Origin of the sequence: Duffyella gerundensis, assembly GCF_001517405.1 — a bacterium.
Lineage (GTDB): Bacteria > Pseudomonadota > Gammaproteobacteria > Enterobacterales > Enterobacteriaceae > Duffyella > Duffyella gerundensis.
The window spans coordinates 1,049,061-1,066,803 of the sequence record NZ_LN907827.1; the positions used below are offsets into that span (position 1 = coordinate 1,049,061).

The 17,743-nt window shown below is 54.6% G+C and carries 19 protein-coding genes; 10 read left to right on the top strand and 9 right to left on the bottom strand.

The genetic code is table 11. The annotated features are described in order from the left end of the window. Nucleotides 1-18 precede the first annotated feature (18 nt). A complete protein-coding gene (gene secD / locus EM595_RS04720) occupies nt 19-1,866 on the top strand; it encodes a protein translocase subunit SecD (RefSeq protein ID WP_071852485.1) in 1,848 nt (615 codons plus the stop codon). Nucleotides 1,867-1,934: 68 nt separating this feature from the next. After that, complete coding sequence (gene secF, locus EM595_RS04725; protein ID WP_222938526.1) at nt 1,935-2,846, top strand: protein translocase subunit SecF; 912 nt, start codon at nt 1,935-1,937, stop codon at nt 2,844-2,846. A 47-nt stretch (nt 2,847-2,893) separates the two neighbouring features. On the opposite strand, the gene EM595_RS04730 is transcribed toward secF, so the two are convergent. Continuing rightward, nucleotides 2,894-3,454 carry a SadB/YajI family lipoprotein gene (locus EM595_RS04730; protein ID WP_067428350.1) on the bottom strand — a complete coding sequence of 187 codons (561 nt, stop codon included), beginning with the start codon at nt 3,452-3,454 and terminating at the stop codon, nt 2,894-2,896. Nucleotides 3,455-3,465: 11 nt separating this feature from the next. Further along, the gene (gene lysM, locus EM595_RS04735) at nt 3,466-3,903 is read right to left on the bottom strand and encodes a peptidoglycan-binding protein LysM (RefSeq protein ID WP_067435158.1); all 438 of its coding nucleotides are present in this window, start codon (nt 3,901-3,903) and stop codon (nt 3,466-3,468) included. A 164-nt stretch (nt 3,904-4,067) separates the two neighbouring features. On the opposite strand from lysM, the gene nrdR reads away from it, so the two are divergent. The 6 genes from nrdR to pgpA all read left to right on the top strand — a co-directional run bounded on the left by nrdR (nt 4,068) and on the right by pgpA (nt 8,260). Next, on the top strand, nt 4,068-4,517 hold the full coding sequence (gene nrdR, locus EM595_RS04740) for a transcriptional regulator NrdR (protein WP_067428353.1): 450 nt from the start codon (nt 4,068-4,070) through the stop codon (nt 4,515-4,517). 3 nt (nt 4,518-4,520) lie between these two features. Beyond that, complete coding sequence (gene ribD, locus EM595_RS04745) at nt 4,521-5,624, top strand: bifunctional diaminohydroxyphosphoribosylaminopyrimidine deaminase/5-amino-6-(5-phosphoribosylamino)uracil reductase RibD (protein ID WP_067428356.1); 1,104 nt, start codon at nt 4,521-4,523, stop codon at nt 5,622-5,624. Nucleotides 5,625-5,712: 88 nt separating this feature from the next. Then, entirely contained in the window at nt 5,713-6,183 is a 471-nt protein-coding gene (gene ribH / locus EM595_RS04750; protein WP_067428359.1) for a 6,7-dimethyl-8-ribityllumazine synthase, read from the top strand. A 19-nt stretch (nt 6,184-6,202) separates the two neighbouring features. Then, entirely contained in the window at nt 6,203-6,622 is a 420-nt protein-coding gene (gene nusB / locus EM595_RS04755; RefSeq protein WP_067428361.1) for a transcription antitermination factor NusB, read from the top strand. Nucleotides 6,623-6,798: 176 nt separating this feature from the next. Continuing rightward, nucleotides 6,799-7,773 (top strand): thiamine-phosphate kinase, encoded by a 975-nt coding sequence (gene thiL, locus EM595_RS04760; protein WP_067428364.1) that lies wholly within the window; start codon nt 6,799-6,801, stop codon nt 7,771-7,773. Beyond that, complete coding sequence (gene pgpA / locus EM595_RS04765) at nt 7,760-8,260, top strand: phosphatidylglycerophosphatase A (RefSeq protein ID WP_264273058.1); 501 nt, start codon at nt 7,760-7,762, stop codon at nt 8,258-8,260. Before thiL ends, pgpA begins: the two co-directional genes overlap by 14 nt. A gap of 54 nt (nt 8,261-8,314) precedes the next feature. Here pgpA and EM595_RS04770 read toward each other — a convergent pair whose 3' ends face one another. From EM595_RS04770 to xseB, 4 genes are all read right to left on the bottom strand, one after another. Further along, the gene (locus EM595_RS04770; protein WP_067428367.1) at nt 8,315-9,289 is read right to left on the bottom strand and encodes an aldo/keto reductase; all 975 of its coding nucleotides are present in this window, start codon (nt 9,287-9,289) and stop codon (nt 8,315-8,317) included. Nucleotides 9,290-9,382: 93 nt separating this feature from the next. Then, nucleotides 9,383-11,248, bottom strand: coding sequence for a 1-deoxy-D-xylulose-5-phosphate synthase (gene dxs, locus EM595_RS04775; protein ID WP_067428368.1), 1,866 nt, complete (start codon nt 11,246-11,248; stop codon nt 9,383-9,385). Nucleotides 11,249-11,264: 16 nt separating this feature from the next. Further along, nucleotides 11,265-12,164, bottom strand: coding sequence for a (2E,6E)-farnesyl diphosphate synthase (gene ispA / locus EM595_RS04780; RefSeq protein ID WP_067428370.1), 900 nt, complete (start codon nt 12,162-12,164; stop codon nt 11,265-11,267). Then, on the bottom strand, nt 12,164-12,406 hold the full coding sequence (xseB, locus tag EM595_RS04785; protein ID WP_067428373.1) for an exodeoxyribonuclease VII small subunit: 243 nt from the start codon (nt 12,404-12,406) through the stop codon (nt 12,164-12,166). The genes ispA and xseB overlap by 1 nt, the downstream gene beginning before the upstream one ends. A 230-nt stretch (nt 12,407-12,636) precedes the next feature. Between xseB and thiI the strand changes: the two genes are divergently transcribed. Continuing rightward, nucleotides 12,637-14,085, top strand: a complete 1,449-nt coding sequence (gene thiI, locus EM595_RS04790; RefSeq protein ID WP_067428376.1) for a tRNA uracil 4-sulfurtransferase ThiI — start codon at nt 12,637-12,639, stop codon at nt 14,083-14,085. A 57-nt stretch (nt 14,086-14,142) separates the two neighbouring features. Here thiI and yajL read toward each other — a convergent pair whose 3' ends face one another. After that, nucleotides 14,143-14,733, bottom strand: a complete 591-nt coding sequence (yajL, locus tag EM595_RS04795; protein ID WP_067428379.1) for a protein deglycase YajL — start codon at nt 14,731-14,733, stop codon at nt 14,143-14,145. Then, nucleotides 14,693-15,607, bottom strand: a complete 915-nt coding sequence (panE, locus tag EM595_RS04800) for a 2-dehydropantoate 2-reductase (RefSeq protein WP_067428381.1) — start codon at nt 15,605-15,607, stop codon at nt 14,693-14,695. The genes yajL and panE overlap by 41 nt, the downstream gene beginning before the upstream one ends. Before the next feature lie 120 nt (nt 15,608-15,727). On the opposite strand from panE, the gene EM595_RS04805 reads away from it, so the two are divergent. After that, nucleotides 15,728-16,219 (top strand): YajQ family cyclic di-GMP-binding protein, encoded by a 492-nt coding sequence (locus tag EM595_RS04805; protein WP_067428383.1) that lies wholly within the window; start codon nt 15,728-15,730, stop codon nt 16,217-16,219. A gap of 31 nt (nt 16,220-16,250) precedes the next feature. Here EM595_RS04805 and EM595_RS04810 read toward each other — a convergent pair whose 3' ends face one another. Next, nucleotides 16,251-17,615: an MFS transporter gene (locus EM595_RS04810; protein WP_067428386.1), complete on the bottom strand. Its 1,365-nt coding sequence runs from the start codon at nt 17,613-17,615 to the stop codon at nt 16,251-16,253. Nucleotides 17,616-17,743 lie beyond the last annotated feature (128 nt).

Sequence of the window (17,743 nt, forward strand, 5' to 3'; positions counted from 1 at the left end):
TTCCCATAGGGAACTGCCGTGTTAAACCGTTATCCTTTGTGGAAGTACATCATGCTGATCGTCGTGCTCGTGGTCGGTCTGCTGTATGCGCTTCCCAACCTCTATGGTGAGGATCCGGCTGTTCAGATCACTGGTGCGCGCGGAAGCGCCGCCAGTGAGCAAACGCTGGTTCAGATCCAGAACGCATTAAAACAAGACAATATTCAGAGCCGATCGCTGGCGCTGGAAAATGGTGCCATTCTGGCCCGCTTTGCCGACACGGATGTGCAGTTACGCGCCCGTGAGGCGATTACTAAGGTACTTGGCGACGACTATGTTGTGGCACTCAACCTTGCACCGGCCACGCCGCGCTGGCTGAGCATGCTGGCGGCTGAGCCGATGAAGCTTGGTCTCGATCTGCGTGGCGGCGTGCACTTCCTGATGGAAGTGGATATGGACACCGCACTGGGGAAACTGCAGGAGCAGACCACCGACACGCTGCGCAGCGATCTGCGTGACAAATCCATTCCTTATACCAACGTACGCAAAATCCCTGACTACGGCGTGGAAATTCAGTTCCGCAACGCGGCAGCGCGTGACGATGCGGTAACCTGGTTGACATCGCGCCATCGCGATCTGGTGATCAATAACAGCGGCAGCAACGCGCTGCGTGCGGTGATGACCGATGAGCGCCTGCGTGAAGCACGTGAATATGCGGTACAGCAGAACATCACTATTTTGCGTAACCGTGTGAACCAGTTGGGCGTGGCTGAGCCGCTGGTGCAGCGTCAGGGTTCCGATCGTATCGTGGTTGAGCTGCCGGGCATTCAGGACACGGCGCGGGCGAAAGAGATTCTTGGCGCAACCGCAACGCTGGAATTCCGCCTGGTGAACACCAACGTGGATGCTACCGCAGCCGCTAATGGCCGCGTGCCTGGCGATTCTGAAGTGAAATCCACCCGTGAAGGCCAGCCGGTTGTCCTCTACAAACGCGTTATCCTGACGGGCGATCACATCACCGATGCGACCTCCAGCATGGATGAATACAACCAGCCGCAGGTCAATATTTCACTGGATGGTGCAGGCGGTAACGCCATGTCGACCTTTACCAAAGACAATATTGGTAAACCGATGGCAACGCTGTTCGTTGAGTATAAAGACAGCGGTAAAAAAGATGCTAACGGCCGTACGATTCTGGCTAAGCAGGAAGAAGTGATTAACGTGGCGAACATTCAGTCTCGTCTCGGCAACAGCTTCCGTATTACGGGTATCAACAACGCCAACGAAGCGCGCCAGCTTTCGCTACTGCTGCGTGCGGGTGCGCTGATTGCACCGATTCAGATTGTTGAAGAACGTACTATTGGTCCAACCATGGGCCAGCAGAACATCAATCAGGGTCTGCAAGCCTGCCTGTGGGGGCTGATCGCGTCCATCGTGTTTATGGTGGTGTACTACAAAAAGTTCGGTGTGATTGCAACCACGGCGCTGGTGGCGAACCTGGTGCTGATTGTCGGCATTATGTCTCTGTTGCCTGGCGCGACGCTAACCATGCCCGGCATTGCCGGTATTGTGTTAACGCTGGCGGTCGCGGTGGACGCCAACGTGTTGATCAACGAACGTATTAAAGAAGAGTTGAAAAACGGTCGCAGCATTCAGCAAGCGATTCATGAAGGCTACAAAGGTGCGTTCTCCAGTATCATTGATGCCAACGTGACCACGCTGATTACGGCGATTATTCTTTATGCTGTGGGCACCGGCTCTATCAAAGGCTTCGCGATCACGACCGCCATTGGCGTTCTGACCTCGATGTTTACGGCGATTGTCGGCACGCGCGCTATCGTTAACCTGTTGTATGGCGGCAAGCGCGTCAACAAGCTGTCAATCTGAGGAGTAACGACGTGTCAGAGCAACACAGTGTTGAACAACTAAACTATGGCCGTAAAGTTCATGACTTTATGCGCTGGGATAAACTGGCCTTTACGCTTTCCGCCCTGTTGTTGATCGCTTCGGTGATCGTCATGGGCGTGCGTGGCTTCAACTGGGGGCTCGATTTCACTGGCGGTACCGTCATTGAGATCACGCTCGAACAGCCTGCAAATCTTGATACCCTGCGCGCTGCGCTGGAAAAATCAGGTTTTGCGGAACCGCAGGTGCAGAACTTTGGCAGCAGCCGTGATGTGATGGTGCGTCTGTCGCCGAATGCCGGCAATGCGGGTCAGGAGCTGGGTAATAAAGTGGTGACGGTGGTCGATCAGGCCAGCGGTCAGAATGCTACGGTGAAGCGTATTGAGTTTGTTGGCCCGAGCGTGGGCAGCGATCTGGCTCAGGCAGGTGGCATGGCGCTGCTGGCCGCGCTGATCAGCATCCTGATCTACGTGGGCTTCCGCTTTGAGTGGCGTCTGGCGCTGGGTGCCGTACTGGCACTGGCGCATGACGTGATCATCACCATGGGCATCCTGTCGCTGTTTCATATCGAGATTGACCTCACGATCATCGCCTCGTTAATGTCAGTGATCGGTTACTCGCTGAATGACAGTATCGTGGTATCGGATCGTATTCGTGAGAACTTCCGCAAGATTCGCCGCGGAACGCCTTACGATATCGTCAACGTCTCGCTGACGCAGACGCTGAGCCGCACCATCATGACCTCGGCGACGACGCTGGTGGTGGTATTGATGCTGTTTATCTTTGGTGGTGCGCTGCTGGAAGGCTTCTCACTGACCATGCTGATCGGCGTGTCAATCGGTACCATTTCATCTATCTACGTTGCCTCGGCACTGGCGCTGAAGCTGGGTATGAAACGTGAACATATGCTGATTCAGAAGGTGGAGAAAGAGGGCGCTGACCAGCCTTCGATTTTACCCTGATAAGATGCAGTAAAAAAGAAAACGGGCTACGCAGGTAGCCCGTTTTTTTATGGTTGTTTTTCGGCGCTAGCTGCAGGCGAAGTAACCACCAGATCGTGAACCCGTACATAAATCAGCTGTTGGGGCATCACACCGCTAAGGCGCAATGGCACTTCTGCGTCAGGCTGCGGCATCAGCGAAGAAGGGATGGCGATCTCCTGCGACAGGCTTTCAGCCTGCAAAGGCTTGCCGCTGGCGGCATCGAGCTGCCCCCACTGAATTTTCGCCGTCATGCCAGGTAGCGAGGCGGCATCGGCGCTGCGCAAATGCAGTATCGCCCGCGTACCGTTGGCTTCCTGCGCGACGTGGCTCAGCGACAGCCGAATCTTACCGGCATTGCTTAACAGCTCGACCGGCGTGTTGGCGGCGGGAACCAGCCACGCGCCGCTGGTCGAGTTGAGATTAAGCTGGCTTTGCCGTTCAATGGCTGATGCCTGATTAGTCAGCTGTCGCACCTGCTGATTGAGCTTGCCCGCTTCATTATGCAGCTCGGCTACGGCGGGTTGCGGTGGCGAACTGCAGGCAGAAAGCGCCAGCATCATGGTCAACGGAACGATCGTGCGTTTCATCACCGGCTCGCTTATTGTGGAATACGCAGCGTCTGGCCTGGATAAATTTTATCCACGCTAGTCAGCATCGGTTTGTTGGCTTCAAAAATTTTGTTGTACTGGTTGGCATCGCCGTACATTTCTTTCGAAATTGCGCTCAGCGTATCGCCTTTCTTCACCTGATAGAACCGTGCTTCAGGTTCACTCTGGGTGGTTTTGATCTGATCATCCACCGCGGTGATACCTGCAACGTTGCCCGCTGCGATCAGGATTTTCTCTTTCAGCTCTTGTGACAGGCCTTCACCGGTGACCACAGCTTTGCCATCCTCCACTTTCACGTTGACGTTTTCAGCGCCGGGTAAGCCGAGTTTATTGATGTGTTCCTGCAATTTCTTACTCTGATCGTCGCTGCCATGCACCGCGTCCCAGAGTTTTTCACCCGCTTCTTTTACAAAGTTAAATAATCCCATCTTAAGCTCCTTGGTTGACTGGCGCGTTTGCGCATCAATCAGTATAAACGCTTTCAGCACCTTTTGCCGCTTAGCCAAACGGGCGAAAAGCGTGGCAAAGATTTCTGTTAGCCCTGACTTCGCGTTACACTGTGTCTCAATTTTAGCTTGCTCCAGGAAAGATCATGCATTGCCCATTTTGCTCAGCGGTCGATACCAAAGTGATTGATTCCCGTCTGGTTAGCGAAGGTTCATCGGTGCGTCGTCGTCGGCAGTGCCTGATGTGCCACGAGCGGTTTACGACTTTTGAAGTGGCGGAATTAGTGATGCCGCGAGTGGTAAAAAGCAATGACGTTCGCGAACCCTTTAACGAAGATAAGCTGGGCAGCGGCATGATGAAGGCGCTGGAAAAACGACCGGTTAATTCTGACGATGTTGAGAATGCGATAAGCCACATCAAAACGCAGCTGCGTGCCACCGGAGAACGTGAAGTGCCGAGCAAAATGATCGGTAACCTGGTGATGGATGAGCTAAAAAAACTCGACAAGGTCGCCTATATTCGTTTTGCGTCGGTGTATCGAAGCTTTGAAGATATCCGCGAATTTGGCGAAGAGATTGCGCGGTTACAGGACTGACCTATGCATGATGAATTTTACATGGCGCGGGCGCTGGAACTGGCGCGGCGCGGAATATTTACCACTACGCCCAATCCCAACGTTGGCTGCGTTATTGTGCGCGACGGCGAGATTATCGGCGAAGGCTGGCATCAGCGCGCGGGCGAACCGCATGCGGAAGTGCATGCGTTGCACATGGCAGGCGATCGCGCACGCGGTGCTACCGCTTACGTTACCCTTGAACCCTGCAGCCACTTTGGCCGCACGCCGCCCTGTTGCGATGCGCTGATTGCCGCAGGCGTCAGCCGCGTTGTGGCCGCGATGCAGGATCCCAATCCGGAAGTGGCGGGGCGTGGTTTACACCGCCTGCAGCAACATGGCATTGAGGTCAGTCACGGCCTGATGAACGCCGAGGCTGAAGCGCTAAACCGCGGATTTCTGAAGCGTATGCGCACCGGTTTTCCGTGGGTGCAGTTAAAGCTCGGCGCGTCACTTGATGGCCGCACGGCGATGGCCAGCGGCGAAAGCCAGTGGATAACTTCTGCCGAGGCGCGACGCGATGTTCAACGTTTGCGGGCGCAGAGCAGCGCTATTTTAAGCAGCAGCGCGACGGTGCTGGCAGATGATCCTTCGCTGACCGTGCGCTGGGATGAACTTAGCGCCGCAACGCAGCAGCACTACGGCACATCATCGCTGCGCCAGCCGATCAGAGTGATCGTCGACGGCCAGAATCGGGTAACACCAGAGCACAAGCTTATTCAGCAACCCGGCGAAACCTGGCTGGCACGCGCAGAAAGTGATGCGCAGCCATGGCCCGACAGCGTGCAACAAATGATGGTACCGCGCTATCAACAACGACTGGATCTGGTGGCGATGATGATGCTGCTGGGTAAACGCCAGATCAACAGCGTGTGGGTCGAAGCCGGTGCCACGCTGGCGGGTGCGCTGCTACGCGCCGGTGTCGTGGATGAACTGATCGTTTATATGGCGCCTAAGCTGCTGGGCAATGATGCCCGTGGCCTGTGCGCGCTGCCCGGGCTGGATCGGCTGGCCGATGCGCCACAGTTTGTCTTTAGCGATATGCGCCAGATTGGGCCCGATATCCGCCTGACGCTGAAATCAATTTGAGCACGTGGAAAGCGTAAGCAGACCGCAGAAGAGTATGATAGAATCCGCCCCCCTGCGGGGCCATAAACAGAACCCTGAAAGGAAAACTATGAAGATTATCGAAGCTGCCGTTGCCACGCCTGACGCGCGTATTGCCATTGTGATTGCGCGTTTTAACAACTTCATTAACGACAGCCTGCTGGATGGCGCTATCGATGCCCTGAAACGCATCGGTCAGGTACAGGATGACAACATCACCGTTGTCTGGGTACCCGGCGCTTATGAACTGCCACTGGCGGCGCGCGCGCTGACCACCACCGGTAAATATGACGCGATTATCGCGCTCGGTACGGTTATCCGTGGCGGCACTGCCCACTTTGAATATGTTGCGGGTGAAGCCAGTTCCGGCATCGCCAGCGTCGCTATGGACAGCGCTATCCCGGTTGCCTTTGGCGTGCTGACCACCGAAAACATTGAGCAGGCGATTGAACGCGCCGGCACCAAAGCGGGTAATAAAGGCGCTGAAGCTGCGCTGACCGCACTCGAAATGATTAATGTACTGAAAGCCATCAAGGCCTGATTTTTGTAAGGGGAATTTTGTGAAACCTGCTGCTCGTCGCCGCGCCCGTGAATGTGCTGTCCAGGCGCTTTACTCCTGGCAGTTATCTCATAACGACATTGCTGATGTCGAATATCAGTTTCTGGCGGAACAAGACGTTAAAGACGTCGATATTACCTATTTTCGCGAGTTGCTGACCGGTGTAGCGACCAACAGCGCTTATCTCGATGGTTTGATGAAGCCTTACCTGTCACGTCAGCTCGAAGAGCTGGGTCAGGTTGAGAAAGCTATCCTGCGTATTTCTCTGTATGAACTGAGCAAACGCAGCGATGTGCCGTATAAAGTGGCGATCAACGAAGGGATTGAGCTGGCTAAAGTATTTGGTGCCGAAGACAGCCATAAGTTTGTCAACGGCGTGCTGGATAAAGCCGCTCCACACATTCGCCCAAACAAAAAATAGTCTAACGCCCTTAAACCTTCGCATTGCAGGAAGGCAAGACGCCTCTCCAGTCCCGTTGCAGAGTGATATTTGTAACCGGGAAACAGATGCAGCCAACGTGCCTGCAGCTCAAGGTTTGACGGGAACAATGAGGCCAGAATTTCTGGCCTTTTCTCTTTAGAACCCGGAATAAAACCATGGCATGTGGCGAATTTGAACTCATCGCGCGCTATTTCAATCGTGTAACCAGCTCGCGCCGTGATGTTGAAAAGGGCATCGGTGACGATTGCGCGTTGCTCAACGTCCCGGAAAAACGCACGCTGGCGATCAGCACCGATACGCTGGTTGAGGGCGTACACTTCCTGCGTGATATTCATCCTGCTGATTTAGGCTACAAAGCGCTGGCCGTAAACCTCAGCGACTTAGCCGCAATGGGCGCCGATCCGGCGTGGTTAACGCTAGCGTTGACCCTGCCCGACATCGATGAAGCCTGGATTGCCGCCTTCAGCGACAGCCTGTTTGAATCGCTGGATTACTACGATATGCAGCTGATTGGTGGCGATACCACGCGCGGGCCGCGCAGCATTACGCTCGGTATTCACGGGCTGATTCCCGCCGGTAAGGCGCTGAAGCGTTCCGGCGCCCGGCCGGGGGACTGGATTTTTGTCACCGGTACCCTGGGCGACAGCGCGGCTGGGCTGGCGCTGCTGCAGCACCATGTACGCATTGACGATCCGGCGGTGCATGAGGCGTTAATCAAACGCCATTTGCGGCCAATGCCGCGTATTCTGCAAGGCCAGGCGCTGCGTAACCTGGCCAGCGCTGCCATCGATATTTCGGATGGACTGATCGCCGATCTCGGTCATATCCTGCAGGCCAGCGGTTGCGGTGCGCGACTTAATCTTGATGCCATGCCGCTTTCTTCCACATTGCGCGATCATTTCACGCCTGAGCAGAGCCTGCGTTGGGCACTGAGCGGCGGCGAAGATTATGAACTCTGCTTCACGGTGCCGGAGATCAATCGCGGCGCGCTGGATGTCGCGCTGGGCCATCTTGGCGTGCCTTATACCTGTGTGGGCCAGATGACTTCAGAGTCAGAAGGACTGGTGCTGCTACAGCAGGGCGATGCGGTGAAACTTAACCTGAAAGGATTCGACCATTTTGACTCGTGATAAAGATGTGGCGCGCAGCCGCCTGAAAATGAGCAATCCCTGGCATTTGCTGGCAACCGGATTTGGCAGCGGCCTCAGCCGTTATGTGCCGGGCACCATGGGTTCGCTGGCCTCGATTCCGTTCTGGTATCTGATGACCTTTTTGCCGTTGCAGATCTACTATTTGCTGGTGTTGATCGGCATTTCGGTGGGCGTTTATCTCTGTCATCGTACGGCAAAAGATATGGGCGTTCACGATCATGGCAGCATTGTCTGGGATGAGTTTATTGGCATGTGGATAACGCTGATGACCATTCCGGCAATGAAATGGCAGTGGGTGCTGATTGGCTTTATTACCTTTCGTATCTTCGATATGTGGAAGCCCTGGCCTATTCGCTGGTTTGATCGCAATGTGCATGGCGGTATGGGCATCATGGTTGATGACATTATCGCCGGGGTCATCTCTGCGGCGCTGCTTTATCTGATGGGACACTACTGGCTGTTCTGATCCGGTAAAATCTGGGCCGATGTTATCGGCCCTGATATCGTTAACTGCTCATCATTAGTCGAAGCCGGTGACTGCATGCGGCTGATAAATGGATTCCAGGCTCGCCATCTCTTCTTCGCTGAGTGATACCTCAACTGCCTTTACCAAATCTGCCAGCTGTTCAGCGCGTGACGCGCCGATAATTGGCGTGGTAACCGCCGGTTTATGCAGCATCCAGGCAAGTGCAATCTGCGCCCGGCTCACCCCTTTTTGCTCAGCCAATTCGGCTACGCGTTGAGCAATCAGCGCATCATTTTCTTCGGCGGAGTTATACAGGGTTTTGCCATATTCGTCGGAAGCGGAGCGGGCGGTATTTTCGCCCCAGGCGCGGGTAAGACGTCCACGAGCCAGCGGACTCCATGGCATCACGGCAATGCCTTCAGCCTGACACAGCGGATGCATTTCACGCTCCTCTTCACGCTGAATCAAATTATACTGATCCTGCATGCTGATAAAGCGCGTCCAGCCGTGCAGATCGGCGGTATACAGCGCCTTGCTGAACTGCCATGCGAACATGGACGATGCGCCGATATAGCGCGCTTTACCGGCTTTGACCACGTCATGCAGCGCCTCCAGCGTCTCTTCCAGCGGCGTTTCATAATCCCAGCGATGAATCTGTAGTAAATCGACATACTCCATGCCCAGCCGGTTCAGGCTGTCATCAATCGATTGCAGGATATTTTTACGCGACAGGCCGCGCGAAAGGTTGCTCATTGGGAAGAAGACTTTGGTGGCAACCACCACCTCTTCACGTCGCGCATAGTCACGCAGCGCGCGGCCGACAATCTCTTCACTGCTGCCATCTGAATAACTATTAGCGGTATCAAAGAAGTTGATGCCTGCATCAAGCGCCTGCCTGATTAACGGCCTGCTGCTGACTTCCGGCAAGGTCCACGGATGGTTACCGCGCTCGGGTTCGCCATAGGTCATACAACCCAGACAGAGTTGGGAAACCTGCAGATCGCTGTGGCCAAATTTGAGGGTATTCATGATTGCTCCTGTGCGTTGCGAACGGCTCTCCAGCCAAATATTCACTAAGCATAGCAGCTGCTCTGCTCCCCGAATGGGGAGCAGACAAGGAGATTACTGCGCGAGCCAGTCGGTGATTTGCTGCTGAATGCCTTTAGCATCAAGCAGATAATCCTGCCGAATTTCGTCCTGTGTGCCCTGCGGAATAAACTCGTCAGGCAGGCCGATGTTCAGTACCGGCACCAGAACGCGTTTCGCCATCAGATACTCAATCACGCCGCTGCCTGCACCACCCTTGATGGCACCTTCTTCCAGCGTGATCAGCGCTTCATGACTCGCTGCCAGCTCAAGAATCAGCGCTTCATCCAGCGGTTTCACGAAGCGCATGTCGACCAGCGTCGCATTCAGCGCCTCGGCGGCCGCGGCCGCTTCCGGCAGCAGGGTGCCGAAGTTAAGAATCGCCAGCTTCTCGCCTTCACGACGCATAACGCCTTTGCCCAACGGCAGTTCGCGCATCGGCTCCAGCGGCACGCCAATGCCGTTACCACGAGGATAGCGCACGGCGCTCGGACCCGCGCTGTAATGGTAGCCGGTATACAGCATTTGCCGGCACTCATTCTCATCGCTTGGCGTCATGATCACCATGCCGGGGATACAGCGCATAAAGGCGATATCAAAGGCGCCCTGATGCGTCTGACCATCGGCGCCCACAATACCGCCGCGATCGATAGCAAACAGCACCGGCAGCTTTTGAATCGCCACGTCATGAATCAGCTGATCGTAGGCGCGCTGCAAAAAGGTTGAGTAAATTGCCACGACCGGCTTATAACCACCGATAGCCAGGCCTGCGGCAAAGGTCACCGCGTGCTGTTCGGCAATCGCCACGTCAAAGTATTGCGCCGGGAAATCACGAGAGAATGCCACCATGCCAGAACCTTCGCGCATGGCTGGCGTCACCGCCATCAGCTTGCTGTCGGTCGCTGCTATCTCAGAGAGCCAGCTGCCAAACACTTTTGAATAGCTGGGATGGCTTTCCGCGCTTTTCGGCAGCAAACCGCTGGCTGGGTCGAATTTCGGCACCGCATGCCAGGCGATCGGATCGTTTTCAGCAGGCGCATAGCCTTTGCCTTTTCTGGTCATGATGTGCAGGAACTGCGGGCCCTTTAGCGCGCGCATGTTAGTCAGCGTCTGCACCAGCGTCAGCACATCGTGACCGTCAACCGGGCCGATGTAGTTAAAACCGAGCTCTTCAAACAGCGTACCGGGCACCACCATGCCTTTAAGGTGCTCTTCGGTGCGTTTCACCAGCTCCTTAATCGGCGGCAGGCCGGTCAGCACTTTTTTACTGCCCTCACGCAGACGAGAATAGGTTTTACCCGACAGGATTTGCGCGAGGCGATTATTAAGCGCACCGACGTTTTCTGAGATCGACATTTCGTTGTCATTCAGAATAACCAGCAGATCCGCTTTAATGTCGCCGGCATGATTCATCGCTTCAAACGCCATACCGGCAGTGATTGCGCCATCGCCAATAATGCAGGCGGTACGACGGCCCTGGCCCTCTTTTTCCGCCGCCACGGCCATGCCCAGGCCGGCGCTGATCGAGGTCGAAGAGTGGCCAACGTTCAGCACGTCATATTCACTTTCGTCACGCCACGGGAACGGATGCAGACCGCCTTTTTTGCGGATGGTGCCGATGCGATCGCGGCGGCCGGTCAAAATCTTGTGTGGATAAGCCTGATGGCCCACATCCCAGATCAGATGATCAAAAGGCGTGTTATAGACGTAATGCAGCGCAACGGTCAGTTCCACCACGCCGAGGCCGGAAGCAAAGTGCCCGCTGGACTGGCTTACGCTATCCAGCAGGTATTGCCGCAGCTCGCCACACAAGGTTGGCAGCTTCTCTTTAGGCAATAAACGTAACTCCTGAACGCTTTCTGCTAACGCCAGTGTCGGGTATTTTGCTGTATCAAAACTCATCAGTGACTCATTATGGTTATTTGTCGCGTTCAATTATGAAGCTTGCCAGTGCCTGTAATGGCATCGTATTGAAAGATTGCGCCGCAAGCGTTTCCAGTGCACCTAATGCTTCCTGATAAAGATCCCAGGCTTTTCCGCGCGCATTGTCGAGACCCATTAACGCAGGATAGGTGCTTTTACCTAATTCTTCATCCGCGCCCTGACGTTTACCGAGCACTGCCGTATCGCCGACCACATCAAGAATGTCGTCCTGCACCTGAAAGGCCAGGCCGATAGCGTTGGCGTAACGATCCAGCGCGGGCATGGCCGCTTTCCCGGTTTCACCGGCGGCAAGGGCGCCGAGTCTTACCGCTGCGCGGATCAGCGCACCCGTTTTAAGTCGATGAATTTGTTCCAGCTGGGCGAGGTCGACCTGCTTGCCCTCTGCCAGCAAATCCAGCGCCTGGCCACCGCACATGCCCGCCACGCCACTGGCTTGAGCAAGCTCTGAAACCATTGCCAGACGATATTCGGCGCTGACGCCGGGCATCGGTTCATCGGTAAGGATAGAAAATGCCAGCGTTTGCAGCGCATCGCCTGCGAGAATCGCCGTATCTTCGCCAAACTTGATGTGGCAGGTAGGCTGGCCACGGCGCAGACGATCGTCATCCATAGCCGGAAGATCATCGTGAATGAGTGAGTAAGCGTGAATGCACTCAATGGCGGCGGCAGGCGCATCAAGGCTGGCGGAATCTGCCTTCAGCATTTCGCCGGTAGCATATACCAGAAAAGGACGCAGCCGCTTACCACCTAATAATGCCCCATATTCCATGGCATTCACCAGTGGAGAATCCTGAAAAGGCAGTGGCGCTAACAGGCGAGAGAGCGCGTCGTTTACGCGTTGGTGATAAACATGCAATAAATCAGAAAAATGCATTATTCATTTTCCGCTGTAAAAGGGGTCAGCTCACCATTTTTGTCGTCGCTGAGGAGGATCTGTACGCGCTGTTCCGCCTGTTGTAGTGTCTGTTGCCCAACTCTGGCCAGCTGCACGCCGCGCTCAAATTCGTTGAGGGCATCTTCCAGTGGCAAATCGCCACTTTCGAGGCGTTGAACAATTTGCTCCAGCTGTTGCAGAGAGCTTTCAAAGCTGACGGGCGTTGCGGCTTTTTTTGGCATAGTGGGTCTCATTTCACAAATAAATGTCGTTCTGCTGCGGTCATGGTAGCTGACGGGAAATAATTAGCAAAACAATCAATAGCGGCCGTTGCTAAAGCGCCGCCAGGGGAATGGTGATACAATACTGCTCCCCGGATGCTTACAGCCGCTGGCTGTAACGCAATCCTATGATTTTACCAGCTAAGTGCTTCGTCTTTTAGCACTTATTTGCTCAACGAACCCGTGCCGCCATGAAGTTTATCATTAAGTTATTCCCCGAAATTACTATCAAAAGTCAGTCCGTGCGACTGCGCTTTATCAAAATCCTGACCAGCAACATTCGCAATACGCTTAAAGAAGTGGATGACGAGTTGGCGGTTGTCCGCCACTGGGATCATATCGAGGTGCGCACTAAAAAAGTGTCGATGCGCGAAGCGCTAATCGACGAGCTGCAGCGTATTCCCGGTATTCACCACGTGCTGGAAGTGGAAGATCGCGCCTATACCGATATGCATCATATCTTTGAGCAGACGCTGGAGTTATACCGCAGCCGCATCGAAGGTAAAACGTTCTGCGTGCGCGTTAAACGACGCGGCCAACATGATTTTAGCTCGCAGGATGTTGAGCGTTATGTTGGTGGCGGCCTGAATCAGCATGTCGAGAGCGCATCGGTTAAGCTTAACCATCCTCAGGAAACGATCAACCTTGAGATCGATAACGATCGCCTGATGCTGGTCAACGGCCGTTATGAAGGCATTGGCGGCTTCCCGATTGGCACGCAGGATGATGTGCTGTCGCTGATCTCTGGTGGATTCGATTCCGGCGTCTCCAGCTACATGCTGATGCGTCGCGGTTGCCGCGTGCATTATTGCTTCTTTAACCTGGGCGGCGCCGCGCATGAGATTGGCGTTCGTCAAGTCGCACATTATTTGTGGAACCGTTTTGGTCGATCTCACCGGGTGCGCTTTGTCGCCATCAACTTTGAGCCAGTGGTCGGCGAGATTCTTGAGCGGGTGGAAGATGGCCAGATGGGCGTGGTGCTGAAACGCATGATGGTGCGCGCCGCCTCGCTGGTAGCTGAACGCTATGGCGTGCAGGCGCTGGTCACCGGCGAAGCGTTGGGCCAGGTTTCCAGCCAGACGTTAACCAACCTGCGCTTAATCGACAACGCCAGCGATACGCTGATTTTGCGCCCGCTGATCTCCCACGATAAAGAGCACATCATCAACGTTGCCCGGGCAATCGGCACCGAAGACTTCGCCCGTACCATGCCAGAATATTGTGGGGTAATCTCCAAAAGCCCAACGGTGAGAGCAGTGAAGGCGAAGATCGAAGCGGAAGAGCAAAATTTCGACTTCTCCATTCTGGAGCGGGTGGTGCAGGAAGCCACGAACGTTGATATCCGCGAGATTGCCGAGCAGACGGAAGAAGAAGTGATCGAAGTGGAAACCGTGGCTTCATTCGGTGACAGCGATGCGGTGCTGGATATTCGTTCTATTGATGAGCAGGATAGCCGCCCGCTGAACGTGACAGGCGTCGAGATCAAATCGATGCCTTTCTATAAGCTTGGCAGCCACTTTGCCGATCTCGATCAGAGTAAAACCTGGTTGTTATACTGCGATCGCGGCGTGATGAGCCGACTGCAGGCGCTCTATCTGCATGAGCAGGGCTTCAAAAATGTTAAGGTTTATCGGCCCTGATCGGTTCACCCTGGCCGCCGTATAGCAAAAACGGCGGCCAGAGTAGATGCAGCATCGTTACTCGCGATAGTCATAAATGCCGGGCGGCAACACCAGCTGCGCGGCAACTTCCTGAGCCATCTCTTTTCCCACCAGCAGATCAATCATCTTCAACGCGAAATCCATTGCCGTACCCGGACCCTGGCTGGTTAGCAGGTTAACCCGACGATCCCACACCACGCGTCTCTCCATCCATTGCGCTTCCGGAATGGTCTCTTTTAAACCAGGAAAGCCGGTCATGTTACCTACCGGGAACAGCGCGTGCGGAATCAGCACCGTGCCGGTAGCGGCGCAAATTGTTGCCACGATACGTCCGGACTGATGAAAGTGACGCACTGTTTCTATCAGCAGGGGACTGTCGCGAAAGGTTTCGGCTCCCCGTAAACCGCCGGGCAAAATGATGGCATCGAACTCACCATCGGCAACGGCCACCAGCGGCGCATCTGCCAGCAGGCGGACGCCACGTGAACAGGTGATTTCCAGCGAGCCATCGCTCTCCACGCTTGCAGTAGTCACCTTGATGCCACCGCGCACCAGCAAATCGATAGTAGTGACGGCTTCGGTTTCTTCACTGCCATGTGCCAGGCAAACCAATACGTTCACGCTCATACCACGACTCCTTGTTTTTAACGAGTTCATAAAGTCGCCGATTTTCCGGCGCGGTCAGACCCTGTGCCCGTGCGCGGCGCAACAGGTAACCGGTAATGTATTCGATTTCAGTTCGTCGCTGAGCACGAATGTCTTGCAGCATAGAAGAGGTGTTAGCCGCGGTGCTTTGCATCACGGCGATCGCATAATCCTGTAGGCTTTCTGATGATGTATGTTCACCTTCACGCACCATCACCTCAGCGATTTCGTCACACAGCAAGGCAATCTGCTCGCGATGCACCAGCAGATCGCCGTTCTGGCAGTTATGCTCCACGCTGAGCGGGTTGATCACACAGTTAACCGCCAGCTTATTCCAGCTGGCTGAGGCGATATGGTTATGCCAGGCTACATCCGGCAGGGCATGGTGAAGCACTTCTGCCAGATCGCTTAAGGTTGCGCCTTCAGCATTAGCCGGACCAATATGCGTGACGCCTGCGGCAACATGCACGACGACGGTATCGTCATGCCTGGCAGCGTGAGTGGTGATCCCGTTTAAGAGCGGCTGGGCGATGGCGCCTAGCTCTTCCAGCGTACCCATGCCGTTGTGTAACAACAGTATTGCGCAGCCAGACGATAACAGCGGCTCAAGGTTCTTCACCGCGGTGGAAACCTGCCAGGCTTTTAGCGTAACCAACAGCAGGTCGCTTTCGCTGAGAAAAAGCGGATCGTTAGCAATAAAGGTTTGATTCAGCGTGACGCCGTCTGGCGTGATGACATTTGCCGAACAGTAAGGCTGCGCCACACGGAGCCAGCCCTGAACTTCATGGCCCTGGCGTTGAAGCGCCGTCAGCCAAATTTGCCCGAGGGCGCCACAACCCAGCACGGTAATTTTCATGGTTTCTCCTGCGGGTGGGGGTTACGTAGCCTGTTAAGTATAGCTTTCGCGACAGACGGTTTTTTTGGCTGCGCAAGGCGGGTATTATGCATGTCACTTTAGCCTCAGGAGAAAAAAATAATGCCATCTTTCGATATCGTTTCCGAAGTTGATCTGCAGGAAGTGCGTAACGCAGTGGAGAACGCCAATCGTGAGCTCGCAACGCGCTTTGACTTCCGTAACGTGACGGCCAGTTTTGAACTGAACGAGAAGAACGAAAGCATCAAGGTTCTGAGTGAGTCTGATTTCCAGGTTAAGCAACTGATCGAAATCCTGCGCGAGAAGTTGTTGAAGCGTGGTATTGAAGGTGCAGCGATCGAAGTGCCCGAAGAGATCGAACACAGCGGTAAAACCTGGATGCTGGATGCCACCCTGAAAAAAGGCATCGAAGCGGATATGGCGAAGAAAATTGTTAAGCTGATCAAAGAGAGCAAGATCAAAGTGCAGACGCAGATTCAGGGTGAATCACTGCGTGTCACCGGTAAGTCACGCGACGATCTGCAAAGCGCTATGGCGCTGGTAAAAAGTGGGAATCTGGGGCAGCCGTTTCAGTTTAAAAATTTCCGCGACTAAAATATCAGGCCCCGCTGAACGGGGCCGATTTTCAGGCGCTGGCGATTAAGGCTTCCAGCTCCAGTCGATTAGTCACTTTGCTGTCTATTTTAACGTAGGCGCTGCGCTCTTCCGGCACGATAAACACCGAGTTGACCCCTTCCTGCGCCTTCAGGCGTGCTTCAAGATCACGCTGTTGTAACGCTTTTTCGCTCAGTACAATACGCAGGCTGCTGACATAAGGCGGCTCACTCATGGTGGTGCTGACCAGCAGCCATACTGCGGCAACAATGGCACCTGCTAAAAATACCGTTTGTGCATCAAACTGGCCAAACAGCCAGCCGCCCATGCTGCCGCCAATGGCCACACCGATGAACTGGCTGGTGGAATAGATGCCCATCGCTGTGCCTTTATAGCCCGCGGGCGACTCTTTGCTGATCAACGACGGTAAGATGGCTTCCATCAGGTTGAAAGCAAAAAAGAATAACTGGACGCCAACCACCAGCGTCCAGAAGTGGTTACCTGCGCCCCACAGCACAATTTCAGCGATCAGAATTAGCGCAACGCAGCTGACAAAAACGCGCTTCATCCGGCGCTTAACTTCAGCGTAGATGATAAAAGGCACCACGCCCGCAAAAGCAATCAGCATGGTTGCCAGATAGACTTTCCAGTGCTGATCGGCGGGAAAACCCGCCTGCTCAAACTGGCCGGGCAGGGCAACAAAGCTGGACATCAGCAAAACATGCAGGCAGAGAATGCCAAAGTTAAGCTTCAGCAGGCGGGTATTGGCTAATACTTTGCGGAAGCTGCCTTTCACCATGCCCGATTCGCGGTTAAGCAAATGCTGTGGCGCACTCGGCACCACGAACAACGTGATAAGAATGCCGCACGAGGCCAGCACGGCAATCATCCAGAACAGCGCATGCAGTCCGTAATGATGAGTGACCACCGGTCCCACTACCATGGCAATGGCGAAGGTAATGCCAAAGCTAATGCCGATAAAGGCCATCGCCTTGGTGCGATTTTGCTCGCGCGTCAGGTCGGAAAGTAACGCCATCACGGCTGCGGCAATCGCCCCGGAGCCCTGCAACGCACGACCTAAAATCACGCCCCATATTGACGTGGTGTTTGCCGCAATGATGCTGCCAAGGACGAATATCAGCAGACCACCCACAATCAACGGCTTACGACCGATGCGATCTGAGAGCAGTCCAAAAGGAATTTGAAAAATAGCCTGAGCCAGACCGTAAATGCCGATAGCCAATCCGATTAACGTTTCGCTGGCACCCTGCAATGCCATGCCGTATGTCGTTAATACGGGAAGAACCATAAACATACCCAGCATGCGTAATGAGAAAACCGTGCCTAAGCCCCAGGTGGCACGCAGCTCCACTGGAGTCATTTTATTATCGTTCATTACTACCTCAGTTAATTTGCTGGCACTATTTTAAGGAGCAGGGCAGGGCGGGTAAAATAATAGTTTTTAAGCAGTGGTAACAAAAAGAAAGGGCGCGATAATCGCGCCCCCTGATGATATTGCTTTGT